Below are 15545 nucleotides of genomic sequence, written 5' to 3'. Positions count from 1 at the left end.
GCAGGGAGACACCATGACCAAGCTGAAATCCGTCTATCCGCTCTACCTCAACAACAAGGCGCAGCAGCCGAACACCGATCTGGAGGTGACCGACAAGTTCACCGGCGAAGTCGCGTTCCGCGTGGCACAGGCCGACAAGGCAACAATCGAGGAAGGCATTGCCGGTGCCGTTCGCGCCGCCGAGCCCATGGCGCGCATGGCCGCCTATGAACGGCAGGCGGTGCTGCAACATTGCGTCGATCGCTTCAAAGAACGGTCCGAAGAACTGGCCTATGCCCTGTGCGTGGAAGCCGGCAAGCCGATCAAGGACAGCGAAGGCGAAGTCGGTCGACTGATCGACACCTTCCGCATTGCTGCCGAAGAATCGGTGCGGATGACGGGTGAGGTCCAGCCGCTCGACATATCGCCGCGCGCGAAAGGCTATCAGGGTATATGGAAGCGGGTGCCGATCGGCCCCTGCTCGTTCATTTCGCCGTTCAATTTCCCGCTCAATTTGGCCGCGCACAAGATCGCGCCCGCCATTGCCGTCGGCTGCCCCTTCGTCATGAAGCCCGCCAGTCGCACACCGCTGGGCGCGATCATCATGGGTGAGGTGCTGGCGGAAACGAACCTGCCCGAAGGCGCGTTCTCGATCCTGCCTGCGCATCGCGAAGGTGCGGACCTGTTTACCGAGGACGACCGGCTGAAACTGTTGTCCTTCACCGGATCGCCGGGTGTCGGCTGGGATCTGAAGGCCAAGGCAGGCAAGAAGAAAGTCGTGCTGGAGCTGGGCGGTAACGCAGCGGTCATCATCGATCACGATGCGGACTTGGACGATGCACTGGAGCGCGTGATCTTCGGGGCGTTCTATCAGTCCGGGCAAAGCTGCATCGGGGTTCAGCGGATCATCATCCACGAATCGGTGTACGACCGATTCCGCGACATGCTGGTCGCCAAGACCAGGACGCTGGTTGCGGGCGACCCGAAGGACCGCAACACCTTCATCGGCCCCATGATTTCCGAAAGCGAAGCGCGACGGCTCGATGGCTGGATACAGCAAGCGGTCGAGGGGGGCGCGACATTGCTGTGTGGGGGCAAGCGCGAGGGTGCGATGCTGGAAGCGACGCTGCTCGAAAATGTCGACCGTTCGGCCGCAGCCTATCGCGAAGAAGCCTTCGGACCGCTGGCATTGCTGAGCAAATTCAGCGATTTCAATGCCGCTCTGGATGAGGTCAACGACAGCAAGTTCGGGCTGCAGGCAGGCATCTTCACCCGCGACCTGTTCAAGATGTTCGATGCATGGGATCACCTCGACGTCGGTGGCGTCGTAATCAATGACGTACCGAGCTATCGTGTGGATAATATGCCTTATGGCGGGGTGAAGGATTCGGGGCTGGGGCGCGAAGGCATCAAATTCGCGATGGAAGACATGACGGAGATAAGAAACCTCGTCATCCGTCGTAAATGAGCCGAATTCCCGATTGAAAGATGGCCCCGGTCAAGGCTAGGGTGATCTAACAAGATACAAGCGGTCGCTCGCGAATATTGGGGGCGCGTCACGGCTGAGGCCGGACGCGAATTGGGGGCGTGCAGATGACGTTTGGGGGCAGAAGCGTCCGCATTCAGGCCGTGGTGGCTAGCATGCTGCTGGGCATTTTTGCCATATTCGCGCTGGTGCTGGGTGGATTGCCCGGTGCCGGGACACCGTCCGCTGACGCCACCTCCACCGTGGCACCCGCCCCCGCATCGATTTCCACGTCCTCCGCACCCGGCGGATTTGTCGGCGTTGCATCCTGCGCAGGCACGACATGCCACGGTCGTATGGAAGCCGACGGCAAGGTCGTGCGGCAAGATGAACTGCAACGCTGGCAGGAGCCTTCGACGCAAGGTGGCGCGCATAGTCGTGCCTTTGCCGTGCTGTCCGGCACACGCAGCAAGCAAATTGCCGCCACGCTGGGGATTGGCGATCCGACCGCGGCAGGCGAGTGTCTCGGCTGCCATGCGACGCCTGCCTCCGGCGCGCGCGGTGCGCGGTTCCTGAAACAGGATGGCGTCGGATGCGAAGCGTGCCATGGTGCAGCATCGGGCTGGATCGCGTCGCATTATGCCGTGGGTGCCAGCCATGCAAGCAACGTCGCCAAGGGTCTGATCCCACTCGATCGTCCGGCGGCGCGCGCGTCGGTCTGCCTCGACTGCCATTTCGGCAGCGCGAAGCCCGGTCAGTTCGTGACGCATCGGATCATGGCGGCGGGCCATCCGCGCATCGCCTTCGAACTCGATCTTTTCTCTTCGCTGCAGGCGCATCATGACGAGGATGCGGACTATGTTCAGCGCAAGGGGCGCACCGACAGCGTGCGGATGTGGGCGGTGGGACAGGCGCTGGCACTGGAACGGTCGCTGACCCTATATGCCGGGGCGCGCGGGACCGAAGGTGTGTTCCCAGAATTCTATTTCCTCGATTGCCATAGCTGCCACCGCCGAATCTACGATCAGGACACGCGCGTAAAGACGTGGGAAGCCAATCCGGGTCGCCCGATCCCGGCAGGGATGCCGCCCTATAATGACGAAAATCTCATCATGCTGTCTGCAGCAGCGCAAGTTGCCGCGCCAGCGTTAGCCGCGCGGTTCGATGGCGACAGCCGCGCTTTCCACGCATCGATGGGTCGCGACCGGCCAAGCAGCGTAGCGGCAGCGCGCAAGCTGGCGGCGAGCGCAGCGGCGCTGGCGGCGGAATTTGCCAGCGATCGGCTGGGCGGCGATATGGGCTTTGCCATCATCGACAGGATTTCCAGCACAGCGATGGCGCCGCGCTTTACCGACTATGAGGGATCGGTGCAGGCGGTAATGGGCGTGGATACCTTGCTCAACGCACTGGTCAAATCGGGCCGTGTAACCGTGGGTGCGGCGGCGGGCATTCGGGCGGATATCAACCGGGCTTATGGGGCCGTGAAAGAGCCCAACAGCTATCGCCCAGCCGATTTCCGCAGCGCATTGGGCAGTGCCTCCCGCGCGATAGGGGCACTGCGCTGATATGAAACGTGTGTCCGCATTGCTGGCCGGTGCCGCACTGATCCTGTCGTCCTGCGGCGGTGGAGGGAGCAGCAGTGCGCCGACCCCTGCACCTTCGCCGACTCCGACGCCTACTCCCGCAGGGCTTTATGCCGTGCCCGCGCAGGAAGCGCTGACCGTCGCCGATGTCGAGACCGTCATCGCTCGCGCCGCTGCCGAAGCGACTGCGCGCAATCTGCCCGCAGTGATTGCGGTGACCGACCGGGTCGGCAATGTGCTGGCGATTTTCAACATGAACGGCGCGCGCGCGACTGCGACCACCAGCGCCGCCCCCAACGGACAGAATATTGACGCGCAGAACCTGACCGTCCCCGCCGCCGCCGGGGCAATTGCGAAAGCGATCACGGGCGCGTATCTTTCCAGCGGCGGCAATGCCTTTTCCACCCGCACCGCCAGCCAAATCGTGCAACCGCATTTCCCACCTGCACCGACCACTGTAGGATTGGAAAGCGGGCCGCTCTACGGGGTGCAGTTCAGCCAGTTGCCCTGTTCCGACCTGGCTGCGCGCTTTGCCCCCTCCGGCGCAGGCGCGCTGATCGGGCCGAAGCGTTCGCCGCTGGGACTTTCCGCTGATCCCGGTGGCTTTCCGCTCTACAAGAACGGCGTGATCGTTGGCGGGATCGGGGTGATGGCCGATGGCGTCTATGGTTTCGATCCCAACATTCTCGATGACGACAACGACCCGGAAGAGTTCATTGCGCTGGCCGGGACGGTCGGATTCGAAGCGCCCGAAGCGATCCGCGCCAATCGCATTTCCGTCGATGGCACATCGCTGCGCTATTCCGACGCCAGCTATGATCGGTTGATGGCCACCGGCACGCCAAGCTATGCCGCAACCAATCCCGCGCGCGGGACGCTGGTTGCGGTGCGCGGCTATTATGGCGATCCCGCGCCCGCAATTCTGGCGGGCACGCCCTATGGTAGCGAAATATCGGGCATCCGCGCTTCACGCACGGCAGAGTTTTCCAATCGGGATGCGTTTATCCTGACCGACGGATCGGGCAACAACCGCTTCCCGATCCGCGCAGCGACAGATGCCGGGGATGTGGCGCAACCGCTGACCGCTGCTGAAGTCACGGCGATTCTGGAAGAAGCCTTCACGGTCATGAGCCGCGCGCGCGCCCAGATCCGGCAGCCGCTCGACAGCCGCGCGCAGGTCAGCATTTCGGTGGTCGATACGCGCGGGCAGGCTTTGGGCGTCGTCCGTTCGCCCGACGCGCCGATTTTCGGGACCGACGTATCGCTGCAAAAGGCGCGGACGGCGGCGTTCTTCTCCGGCGCGCGGGCAGGCGAAGAATTGCTTCTCAATCCCAGCGCCGATGTGCGGGATTTCGTGGCAAAGGCGCGCACCTTCTTCAACGATCAGACTGCGCTCACCGGCAAATATGCCTTTACCGATCGCGCCAATGGACTGATTTCGCGCCCCTATTTTCCAGATGGTGAAGTCGGTCGCCCGAACGGCCCCTTCTCGCGTCCCATTGCGCAGTTCAATCCTTTCTCGACTGGGCTGCAGTCAGCGCTGATCCTCGGCGATCTCGCCGCGCATCTGGGCTTCGTAACCGGCGCATCGGCCACCGACACGCCGCAGCGGTGCACGTCCCTCCCCGCGCCCGCCGCCAACCAGAACCGCCTACAGAACGGCATTCAGATTTTCCCCGGTTCGGTGCCGGTCTATCGCGGCAATGTGCTGATCGGCGGCGTCGGCGTGTCGGGCGACGGCATCGATCAGGATGACATGATTAGCTTCCTCGGCCTCAACAATGGGGGCAAACGGACCAGCGGCGTCGGCAATGCGCCGGTCGCGATCCGCGCGGATCAGATCGTCGTGCAACTGAGCGGTGCCAGCGTGCGGCTGCGTTTTGTCGGTTGCCCGTTCGCGCCGTTCCTCGATACCAATGCGCAAGACGCCTGTGGCGGGCTGTAGGCGATGACGCTGGCTTCCCTCCTGCCGCTTGTCGCGGCGCTGGCCGGATCGGGCGCGCAACCCCCGGCCGAGCCTGTGCCACCGCCGCCGCCCGACAACTGGCAGCAGATCATCGACGCGCCCGAACATCAGTCGCAGGCCGATGCGGACGAACAGATTATCGACGGTCGACGCCGTCCGGGGTTCGAGCAGGAACTGCCGGACAAGGTGACACAGGACAATGTCGGCGCGCTGCGTGCGCCGCCGCCCGAAGCCTTTCCCACCGATCAGATCCCGATCCCCGACCGCTGGCGCCTGATCGAATCGCTGGGTGTGGTGAAGGAACGCTGGTTCGACCCGTATAACCAGAACACGTTGAAGGGTGACCGGCCCATAAACCGTGAAAAGGCGAAGTGGCTGCCGATCAAGGGCGACGACTGGTTCTTCATCGCCAGCGCCGTCAGCGACACCGTGCTGGAACCGCGCACCTTTCCCATTCCGGTTGGCGTGCAGACCACTGAACGCCCCGGCAGCCTCGACGTGTTCGGCAAGGATGCGAGCTTCGTCTTCTCGCAGACCTTCATCGCCAGCGCCTCGCTGGTGAAGGGATCGACGGCCTTCAAGCCGCCCGAAATCGAATATCGCGTGGCACTGGCGTTCAACGTCAATCATGTAAACGTGCCCGAACGGCGCGTATTGTTCGTCGAGCCATCGAAGCCCAGCCGCCGCACCGATCATTTCCTCGGCGTGCAGGAATTGTTCGTCGATTACCATCTGGCGAACACATCGGACCGATATGACTTCCGCTCACTGCGTGTCGGGATTCAGCCGATGCAGTCCGATTTCCGCGGCTTCCTGTTCAACGATCAGCAACTCGGCATCCGCCTGTTCGGCAATCGCGACAATAACCGTTTCCAGTTCAACCTCGCGGCTTTCTGGCGACTGGAAAAGGACACGAACAGCGGCCTCAACAGCGTCGTGCAACGCCCGCGCGACGACTTTGTCTTTCTCGCCAACGTCTATCGGCAGGACTTCCTGCTCCCCGGCCTGACCAGCCAGATCACTGCCGTGTACAACATGAACCGCGAGAAGAACGACGTCGAGATCGACGACAACGGCTTTCCGGTGCGCCCTGCCCTGCTCGGCGATCTGCGCGGGCGCGAATATGATGTCGTCTATCTGGGCTATAATGCCGACGGACGGATCGGGCGGATCAACCTGACGGCATCGCTTTACGGCGCGATGGGCGAAGACCGGAATAACTTCTTCACCAGCAAGAAAGCCGAAATTCGCGCTTTCTTCGCCGCTGCCGAAGCCAGCTACGATATCGACTGGGTACGTTTCCGACTGTCCGGGCTGTATGCAAGCGGCGATGGCGATCCCTACGACAATACCGAAAACGGCTTCGACGCGATTTTCGAGAACCCGGTGTTTGCCGGTGCCGACACCAGCTACTGGATCCGCCAGACGATCCCGTTCGCGGGCGGCGGGCGCGTCATCAGCATCAACGGCCGCAACGGAATCCTCAATTCGCTGCGCTCTTCGAAAGAACAGGGGCAGTCGAATTTCAACAATCCCGGCACGATCCTGGCCGGGGCGGGCGCAGATTTCGACATCACGCCGCAGGTTCGCCTGTCGGCCAACGCCAATCACCTGTGGTTTGAAAATACCGCCACGCTGCAGGCGCTGCGTGTCGAGGGGAGCATCCCCAAGTCGATCGGCTGGGACTTGTCCGGGGCAGCGATCTGGCGGCCCAAAGCGACCCAGAACATCGTGTTCCGCTTGTCGGGCGCGGCGCTCCTGCCTGGTGCGGGTTTCAGAGACCTTTTCGATAACCGCGACAGCCACCGCAATTATTATTCGGTGCTCGCCAACCTGATTGTCAGCTATTGATGCGCGGCTTGCTTCCCATTCTCTCACGGCTGAAAGGCTGGGCGCTTCTCCTCCTCGCCGCCTTGCTCATTCCCGTTGCCATCGTTCAGGCGAGCGACGACGAAAAGCCCGTGAAGCGCGTCTATGCCGTCGCCCCCGCCGCGCCGATGAGTCAGACCGCAGAGCAGGTCGCCGGTAAATCCGATGGTTGCTATAGCTGTCACACGAAGACCGACGAACCATCGATGCACACAACGCCTGCGGTCATGCTGGGCTGCACCGATTGTCATGGCGGCAATGCGAGCGTGCGCGGCAATCCCGAACTGGGCTTCGACGATCCCGCCTATGCCGCCGCGCGGGACAAGGCGCATGTGCTGCCGACCTATCCCGAAAGCTGGCATTATCCCTCTTCGGCCAATCCGAAACGCACCTATGCGCTGCTGAACAAGGAAGCGCCGGAATTCGTACGCTTCGTTAATCCGTCCGACTATCGCGTGGCGCGCGAAGCCTGCGGGTCGTGCCATCTGGCCACCATCGAAGCGGCAGAACGCTCAATCATGGCGTCGGGCGCGATGCTGTGGGGCGGTGCGGCGTATAATAACGGGATCGTCCCGTTCAAGAACTACATCTTCGGCGAAGCCTATACGCGCGAAGGCGAACCCGCCAAGATCGTCACACCCGGTAATCCGCCGGGCAAACTGACCGACGCGGAGAAGGCGCGCGGTGCGCTGGCCGAACTCTATCCGCTGCCGACATGGCACGTCATTCCGCCCGGCGACGTGTTCCGCGTGTTCGAGCGTGGCGGGCGCAATATCCAGACGCAGTTTGCCGAAATCGGCCTGCCCAACCCGACCGGATCGATCCAGCGGCTCGAAGAACCGGGCCGCCCGGACCTGAAGCAATCGAGCCGCGGTCCCGGCACCGGCCTGCGCGTTGCGATCCCCGCGCTCAACATTCACAAGACCCGCCTCAACGATCCGTTCATGTGGTTCATGGGGACCAACGACCAGCCGGGCGACTATCGCCATTCGGGCTGTTCGGGTTGCCATGTCGTCTATGCCAACGACCGCGAACCGCGCCACAGCCTGATCTACGCGCAATATGGCCGCGACGGGCAAAGTGCGACCGTCGATCCGACGATTGCCGCCAAAGTCGAACATGCCGAAGTGGGTCACGGCGGCCTGAAAGGTCCGCATGGCGAAACCGTCGCGTCCAATCATGACGACGCCACGCCTGAGCATCCCATCGCCGCCGCGAAGGAAAGCGGCCACCCGATCAAGCATGCTTTCACCCGCGCGATCCCTACGGCGCAGTGCATGAATTGCCACATGCATCAGCCCAACATCTTCCTGAACAGCTACCTTGGCTACACCATGTGGGACTATGAGTCCGACGCGCCGCTGATGTGGCCCAAGAAGCAGAAATATCCGACCGCCGCCGAAGTCCACGAGACACTGGAGCGCAACCCCGAAGGCGCGGCGCCCAAGGGCAACTGGTCCGATGTCGATTTCCTGCGCAATGTCTATGACCTCAATGAAAAGGCCAAGGACACGCAGTTTGCCGACTATCACGGCCATGGCTGGAATTTCCGCGGCATCTTCAAGCGCGATCGCGAAGGCAATCTGCTCGACAAGGACGGGAAGATCGTCGCGAATGACGATCCGGAAAAGTGGCGCAAAAAGGGTGAGGAGAAATTCGTCCAGCCCGGCACCAACCCCGGCAAGACCGTGCATATGATGGACATCCACGCCGAAAAGGGTCTGCAGTGCGCGGATTGCCATTTTGGGCAGGACAGTCACGGCAATGGTTACATCTATGGCGAAGTCGCCAACGCCATCGAAATCGGATGTAAGGATTGCCACGGCACTGCAGACGCATGGCCGACGCTGCTCACCTCCGGTCCCGCCGCCCCGCCGAATGGCACCAACCTCGCGTTGCTGCGCAATCCCGATGGCAAGCGTCGGTTCGAATGGTTCTACGATGCCAGCGGTCGGCGCAAGCTGATCCAACGGTCCATCGTCGATCCGACACTCGAATGGGAAGTCAGTCTCGTCAAGGACAGCGTCGACGCGACCAGCCCGCATTTCAATGCGCGGGCGGCGCGGTCTAAGCTGATGAGCAAGACCAGCGCAGAAGACGGCAGTTACGGTTTCGGGCCGGGAGTCGCCAAGGCGGACCGGGCGCATGGCGACGATCAGATGGCCTGCTTCACCTGCCATTTGAGCTGGACGACGAGCTGCGGTGGCTGCCATTTGCCCATCGAGGCGAACTGGAAGACGAAGCTCCACCATTTCGAGGGCGAGGAAACGCGGAACTTCGCGACGTACAACCCGCAGGTCGCGCGTGACGAGATGTTCCAGCTTGGCCGCCACATGACGACCAAGGGGAACGAAATCACCCCGGTTCGCTCGACCAGTGCGCTGGTGCTGTCCTCAACCAACCTCAATCGAGAGCGCATCTATATTCAGCAGCCACCGATTTCAGGCATCGGCTTTTCCTCGCAAGCGTTCGCGCCGCACTTCCCGCATACCGTGCGAACGACCGAGACAAAGACCTGCTCGGACTGCCATCTGTCGGCGAAGGACGACAACAACGCGATCATGTCGCAACTGTTGTTGCTGGGCACGAATTTCGTGAACTTCGTGGGTTTGAATGCCTGGACCGGCCTTGAAGGCGGGTTCGAAGCGGTGCGCGTCACCGAATGGGACGAACCCCAGGCGGTCATCGGCAGCTATCTTCAGAAATATGCCTATCCCGATTACTGGCGCATGCATGTCGAGGACAATAAGCGCGAGTTGAAGGATTGGGTGCGCGGCAAGGTGTTCGACGCCAAGGCGTCCGGCGAAACGCAGCCGATGGAGGAATTCAAGAACATCGTGCAAGGCACCACCGACCGGGTCGGCTGCCTGCAACTGCGCGGCGAATATATGTTCGTGGCAGAAGGCAAGGGCGGCTTCCACGTCTATGACGTTGCCTCCATCGCCAACAAGGGCTTCTCCGAACGGATCGTGAGCGCGCCCTTCTCCAAGCTGGGACAGAACACCCGCGTCAAGACAACCAATGCGACCTGCATGGCGATTGCGACCAATCAGCCGGTCAACCCGCTGCGCAACACGCCTGAACTGCGCACCATCAATCAGGAGCAGCCTTTCCTGCCGATCTATTCCTACGCCGCCGTCACCGACAGCGTCGAAGGGCTGGTGATGGTCAACATCGAGACGATGGCCGATGGCGAATTCCGCAACAATTTCCTGAAGCGCGCGGTGACATGGAACCCAGACAATGTGCTGAAGGGTGCGCGGCATATCCAGTTGGCCGGTCAAATCGCCTATATCACCGCCGATGTCGGGCTGGTGGTGGTCGATCTGTCCGATCCGCTGAAGCCGCGTCTGGCAGCGGTACGTCCGCTGAAGGATGCGCGGGCCAGTGCGATCCAGTTCCGGTATCTCTGGGTTACGGACGCCGAAGGGCTCAAGCTGTTCGACGTGACCAAGCTGACCGATCCCGTTGCCGTGCCATCGGGCACCGTGCCGCTGGCGGACGCGCGGCGCATCTACCTGGCGCGCACCTATGCCTATGTCGCGGGCAAGGCAGACGGTCTGGTAATCGTCAACATCACCAACCCGCTGCAGCCTTTGCTCTATGCCAAGGAGACGTTCGGCGGGGCGATGAACGATGTCGAGGACGTGATCGTCGCCACCACCAACGCATCCTTGTTCGCTTATGTCGCGGATGGTCGTAATGGCCTGAAGGTCATTCAGCTTACCAGCCCCGACAGCCAGCCCAATTTCTATGGCTTCTCGCCCGCACCGAAACCTGAATTGATCGCCTGGGCGAAGACCCCGTCCCCTGCGCTGGCGCTATCCAAGGGGCTGGATCGCGACCGGGCCGTCGATGAGACCGGTGGGCAGATCGCCGTGTTCGGACGTCTGGGCTCACGACCCTTTACCCGCAGCGAGATGGAGCGGCTGTTCCTCGACCGGCGCGGTATCCCATACAAGGTCAGCGACGAACCCGACATGCGCGACTGGCGACCGCCGATGAAGGTGCCCAACCGCTGAACAGGGGATTTCGCGCACCCCATTAATCGGGGAATACGGAAAGATATCAAGACGTTCACTCCGTCGGCAAATGCACGGCTGGAGAGTTGACCGACCGACAAAAGCAGCTAAGCACTAGCGATGCTCACTTTTCGGTTCGACAAGTCCATTCGCGCGCTGGTCGCCGGTTTTCTGTTTCTCGCGCTTGCCATCGGCGGGAGCATCTGGCTGTCGGTAAGGCAGGACCAGTCGATCGCAGCGATTACGCATACACAGGCCATGCAGAATCGCCTGTCAGGCATATTGTCCCGCCTTCAGGATGCCGAGACAGGTCAACGCGGGTATCTGTTGACCGGGCTTAGGACTTTTCTGGAACCCTATGAGGCAGCTTTGCGCAGCCTGCCAGCCGATTTCGCCGCACTGGAAACAGCGCTGGCCGACAATCCCGCGCAGATCCAGCGTCTCAAGAAGCTGCAGGAAATTACTGCAGGACGGCAGGAATATCTTCGTCTAGCCATCGCCAAATTCGAGCTGGGTGCACCGATAGATACGGACGAACTGTTGCGTGGCAAAATGTCCATGGATAATGCCCGTCGTGCAATTGCTGCCATGCAGCGTGAAGAGCAGAACCTGTTGTTCAAACGCGAAGCAACAGCCAGTATGCAACGCACAGCCATTGCCATTGCACTGGCGGTGAGTGGCGTGACCGTGATGCTGCTGGGCCTGTACACCATCCGCAGTGCACGCAGCCGACTGATCGACGCGGTGGCTGCCCGCGATGCAGTGGCCGACGCCAACGCGCAACTGCATGAGGAGGCCCAAAGCCGGACTGCCGTGGAGACACAGCTTCGCCAATTGCAGAAGATGGAGGCGGTCGGACAACTGACCGGCGGTATCGCTCACGACTTTAACAATATGCTTGCCGTCGTGGTCGGTTCGCTGGACATCGCACGGCGGCGGCTGAGCGAGGATGCCGACCCGAAGGCACTGCAAAATCTGGACAATGCGATGGAGGGCGCGCAGCGCGCGACTCAGCTCACGTCGCGCTTGCTTGCCTTTTCCCGTCAGCAGCCACTTGAACCGCAATCCCTCGACGCCAATAAGCTCGTGGGTGGCATGTCCGAACTGCTGCGGCGGACCATCGGCGACAACCTGCGCGTCGAAACGGTGCTTGCCGGTGGGTTGTGGACGACGTTTGTCGATCCCAATCAGCTTGAGAACGCCATTCTCAACCTGTGCGTCAACGCGCGCGATGCGATGCCGGATGGCGGCAAGCTGACGATCGAAACAAACAACGCGCATCTCGACGACGATTATGCCGCGGCGCACAACGAAGTGACTGCTGGCCAATATATCGTAGTGTCGGTGACGGACACAGGCTTTGGCATGCCGCCGGAAGTTGTCGAGCGCGCGTTCGAGCCGTTCTTCACGACAAAGGGCGTTGGACGAGGAACGGGCCTTGGCCTCAGCCAGGTGTTCGGTTTCATCAAGCAGTCGCAAGGCCATGTGAAGATTTACTCCGAGCCCGGCGACGGGACGTCGATCAAACTCTATCTGCCGCGCCACTATGGCGAGAGCGAAGGCGTTGGATCGGGTCGCAGCGTCCCGACAACCACAGACTTACCCCGCGCACGCGATGGTGAGATCATTCTGGTGGTCGAGGACGAGGATCGTGTCCGGCACGTGTCCGTCGATAGCCTTCGCGAGCTTGGCTATACGGTTGTGCAGGCGTCGGATGCCAGCCAGGCGCTGGCCGTACTGGCTATTCAGCCGCGTATCGACCTGCTGTTCACCGATGTGGTGATGCCCGACATGAACGGGCGCAAGCTAGTGGACAAGGTGCTGATCGACCGTCCCACGCTCAAGATACTCTACACTACCGGCTACACGCGCAACGCCATCGTTCACAACGGAATGCTGGACGCCGGGGTCGCGCTGCTGTCCAAGCCGTTCACCATGAGCCAGTTGGCACATAAGATACGGCAGGTTCTGGATAGCGACCCGACCGACTGAACGGCTGGTCCTCCAGCGGCGGCAGGTCATCGAAAGAGCTGTATCGAAAGCCGTTCCGCGACGTTGTGTCGCCATGTCCGAAATCTCCCTAGCCGCGCGCCGTCATCGCCGCGACCGCCGCCACGTCAGCAGAGACCTGGCACGCGAAACGCGGCAAGAGCGGGAAGATGCGTGGGCTTCGCTCGTCGCTCTGCTCCACGATAGCCGAACCTGATACATCTTCTGCGGGCATGAAAAAGGGGCCGCTCGGTACTGCCGAACGACCCCCTTTTCAACGATTGCGGCGCAGGGCCGCAGCCGATCAGTCTTGCGTCAGAAAGTCAGGCAGACCGCCAGCGTCGCTGTCCTTCGACGCTTCGCTGCTTTCGCTGCGCGGACGGTCGCCACGACCGCCACGATCGCGACGATTGCGATCGCCACCGCCGCCATCGCGACGCGGACCACGGTCACCGCGATCCCCACGGTCGCCCCTGTCACCGCGCGGTTCGCGCGCTTCACGGGGCGGACGGGTGTCTTCCAGTTCGGCGCCGGTTTCCTGATCGACAACGCGCATCGACAGGCGAACCTTGCCACGCGGATCGATTTCGAGAACCTTGACCTTTACTTCCTGGCCTTCCTTCAGGACGTCAGCCACCTTCTCGACCCGCTCATTGCGGATTTCCGAAACGTGGACCAAGCCGTCCTTGCCGCCCATGAAGTTCACGAACGCGCCGAAATCGACCATGTTGACGACCTTGCCGTCATAGACCTTGCCGACTTCCGCTTCCTGCGTGATGCCCAGGATCCACTTACGTGCTGCTTCGATCTGGTTGATGTCGGAAGAGCTGATCTTGATCAGGCCTTCGTCGTCGATGTCGACCTTCGCGCCGGTTTCCGCGACGATTTCACGAATAACCTTGCCGCCGGTGCCGATGACTTCGCGGATCTTCGACTTGTCGATCTGCAGCGTTTCGATACGCGGAGCATGTGCGGACAGTTCGGTGCGGGTGCTGTCCAGCGCCTTGGCCATTTCGCCCAGAATGTGCGCACGGCCTTCCTTGGCCTGCTCCAGCGCCTTGCGCATGATCTCTTCGGTGATGCCGGCGATCTTGATGTCCATCTGCATCGTGGTGATGCCGTCGGATGTGCCTGCAACCTTGAAATCCATGTCGCCCAGATGATCTTCGTCACCCAGAATGTCAGAAAGAACGGCGAAGTCCTTGCCTTCCAGGATCAGACCCATCGCGATGCCCGATACCGGCCGCTTGAGCGGAACGCCCGCGTCCATCATCGAAAGCGAACCGCCGCATACCGTTGCCATCGACGAGGAGCCGTTGGACTCGGTAATGTCGGACAGAACGCGGATCGTGTAAGGGAACTCGTCCTTGCTGGGCAGTACGGGGTGCAGCGCACGCCATGCCAGCTTGCCATGGCCCACTTCACGACGACCCGGCGCACCGAAGCGACCGACTTCACCGACCGAATAGGGCGGGAAGTTATAGTGCAGCATGAAGTTTTCGTACGAAAGCCCGGTTAGGCCGTCGATCATCTGCTCGCTGTCCTTGGTGCCCAGCGTGGTGGTGCAGATCGACTGCGTTTCGCCGCGCGTGAACAGCGCCGAACCATGGGTGCGAGGCAGGAAGCCAACGATGGCTTCGATCGGACGGATCTGCGTGGTCGAACGACCGTCGATGCGGGTGCCATCCTTCAGGATTGCGCCGCGAACGATTTCCGCTTCCAGCTTCTTCATCAGCTTGGAGGCTGCCATCTGATCCTGCGGGGTTGCATCGGCAAAGGCTGCCTTGGCGGCTGCGCGGGCTTCGTTGAGCGCGCCCGAACGTGCCGACTTGTCGGTCAGCTTGTAAGCGGCGGCAATGTCCTTGCCGATCAGCTTCTTCAGCTTGTCCTTGGCAGCCGACAGGTCAGCCTGGGCGGCCATTTCCCACGGGTCCTTGGCAGCCTTCTCAGCCAGCTTGATGATTGCGCCGACGATCTTCTTGCAGGCGTCATGAGCAAAGCCAACGGCGCCGAGCATGACTTCTTCGGACAGCTCCTTCGCTTCCGATTCGACCATCATCACTGCGTCATGCGTGGCGGCGACGACCAGATCGAGTTCACCGGCCTTCACATCGTCCATCGACGGGTTGAGGCTGTATTCGCCATCCTTGTAACCGACGCGCGCCGCGCCGATCGGACCCATGAAAGGTACGCCCGAAATGGTGAGCGCAGCCGATGCTGCGATCATCGCAACGATATCGGGTTCGCTTTCGCCATCGAACGAGAGCACCTGGCAAATTACGTTGATTTCGTTGTAGAAACCTTCGGGGAACAGCGGACGGACCGGACGGTCGATCAGGCGGCTGGTCAGCGTTTCCTTTTCGGTTGCGCCGCGCTCACGCTTGAAGAAGCCGCCGGGAATGCGGCCTGCTGCGGAGAATTTTTCCTGATAGTGAACGGTGAGCGGGAAGAAGTCCTGCCCTTCCTTCACGGATTTGGCGGCGGTCACGGCGCACAGCACCACGGTTTCGCCATAGGTGGCCAGAACAGCGCCGTCAGCCTGACGCGCAATACGACCCGTTTCGAGCGTGAGGGTCTTGCCGCCCAGCTCGATTTCTACTTTTTTAACGTCGAACATGTTTCATTTCCTTCGCCCGCGATGCCCTATTGCATGGCGGGGCCTTTGGTGGGTC

7 protein-coding genes are annotated in these 15545 nt (G+C 61.6%); 6 read left to right on the top strand and 1 reads right to left on the bottom strand.

Annotated features, from left to right (window positions below; genetic code table 11):
* Nucleotides 1-13: 13 nt before the first annotated feature.
* The 6 genes from LQ220_RS02365 (at nt 14) to LQ220_RS02340 (ending at nt 12876) form a co-directional block, all read left to right on the top strand.
* A complete protein-coding gene (locus LQ220_RS02365) occupies nt 14-1447 on the top strand; it encodes an aldehyde dehydrogenase family protein (protein WP_230186665.1) in 1434 nt (477 codons plus the stop codon).
* Nucleotides 1448-1572: 125 nt separating this feature from the next.
* A complete protein-coding gene (locus LQ220_RS02360) occupies nt 1573-3009 on the top strand; it encodes a cytochrome c family protein (RefSeq protein WP_230186664.1) in 1437 nt (478 codons plus the stop codon).
* A 1-nt stretch (nt 3010) separates the two neighbouring features.
* On the top strand, nt 3011-4972 hold the full coding sequence (locus LQ220_RS02355; RefSeq protein WP_230186663.1) for a heme-binding protein: 1962 nt from the start codon (nt 3011-3013) through the stop codon (nt 4970-4972).
* Nucleotides 4973-4975: 3 nt separating this feature from the next.
* Nucleotides 4976-6844 carry a hypothetical protein gene (locus tag LQ220_RS02350; protein ID WP_230186662.1) on the top strand — a complete coding sequence of 623 codons (1869 nt, stop codon included), beginning with the start codon at nt 4976-4978 and terminating at the stop codon, nt 6842-6844.
* A 17-nt stretch (nt 6845-6861) separates the two neighbouring features.
* Nucleotides 6862-10884, top strand: a complete 4023-nt coding sequence (locus tag LQ220_RS02345; RefSeq protein ID WP_230187238.1) for a hypothetical protein — start codon at nt 6862-6864, stop codon at nt 10882-10884.
* A gap of 120 nt (nt 10885-11004) precedes the next feature.
* A complete protein-coding gene (locus tag LQ220_RS02340; RefSeq protein ID WP_230186661.1) occupies nt 11005-12876 on the top strand; it encodes a CHASE3 domain-containing protein in 1872 nt (623 codons plus the stop codon).
* Between the two features lie 301 nt (nt 12877-13177).
* On the opposite strand, the gene pnp is transcribed toward LQ220_RS02340, so the two are convergent.
* The gene (gene pnp / locus LQ220_RS02335; RefSeq protein WP_230186660.1) at nt 13178-15490 is read right to left on the bottom strand and encodes a polyribonucleotide nucleotidyltransferase; all 2313 of its coding nucleotides are present in this window, start codon (nt 15488-15490) and stop codon (nt 13178-13180) included.
* Nucleotides 15491-15545 lie beyond the last annotated feature (55 nt).

This window comes from Sphingobium sp. CECT 9361 (assembly GCF_918741285.1).
Taxonomy (GTDB): domain Bacteria; phylum Pseudomonadota; class Alphaproteobacteria; order Sphingomonadales; family Sphingomonadaceae; genus Sphingobium.
Note: the sequence above shows the minus strand (reverse complement) of the source record. Positions and strands in the feature narration are given on the sequence as shown.

Excerpts from the sequence above, each read along its gene's own strand:
- LQ220_RS02355 (WP_230186663.1), top strand. The coding sequence starts at position 3,011 with ATGAAACGTGTGTCCGCATTGCTGGCCGGTGCCGCACTGATCCTGTCG.
- LQ220_RS02350 (WP_230186662.1), top strand. The coding sequence starts at position 4,976 with ATGACGCTGGCTTCCCTCCTGCCGCTTGTCGCGGCGCTGGCCGGATCG.
- LQ220_RS02365 (WP_230186665.1), top strand. The coding sequence starts at position 14 with ATGACCAAGCTGAAATCCGTCTATCCGCTCTACCTCAACAACAAGGCG.
- LQ220_RS02360 (WP_230186664.1), top strand. The coding sequence starts at position 1,573 with ATGACGTTTGGGGGCAGAAGCGTCCGCATTCAGGCCGTGGTGGCTAGC.
- LQ220_RS02340 (WP_230186661.1), top strand. The coding sequence starts at position 11,005 with ATGCTCACTTTTCGGTTCGACAAGTCCATTCGCGCGCTGGTCGCCGGT.
- pnp (WP_230186660.1), bottom strand. The coding sequence starts at position 15,490 with ATGTTCGACGTTAAAAAAGTAGAAATCGAGCTGGGCGGCAAGACCCTC.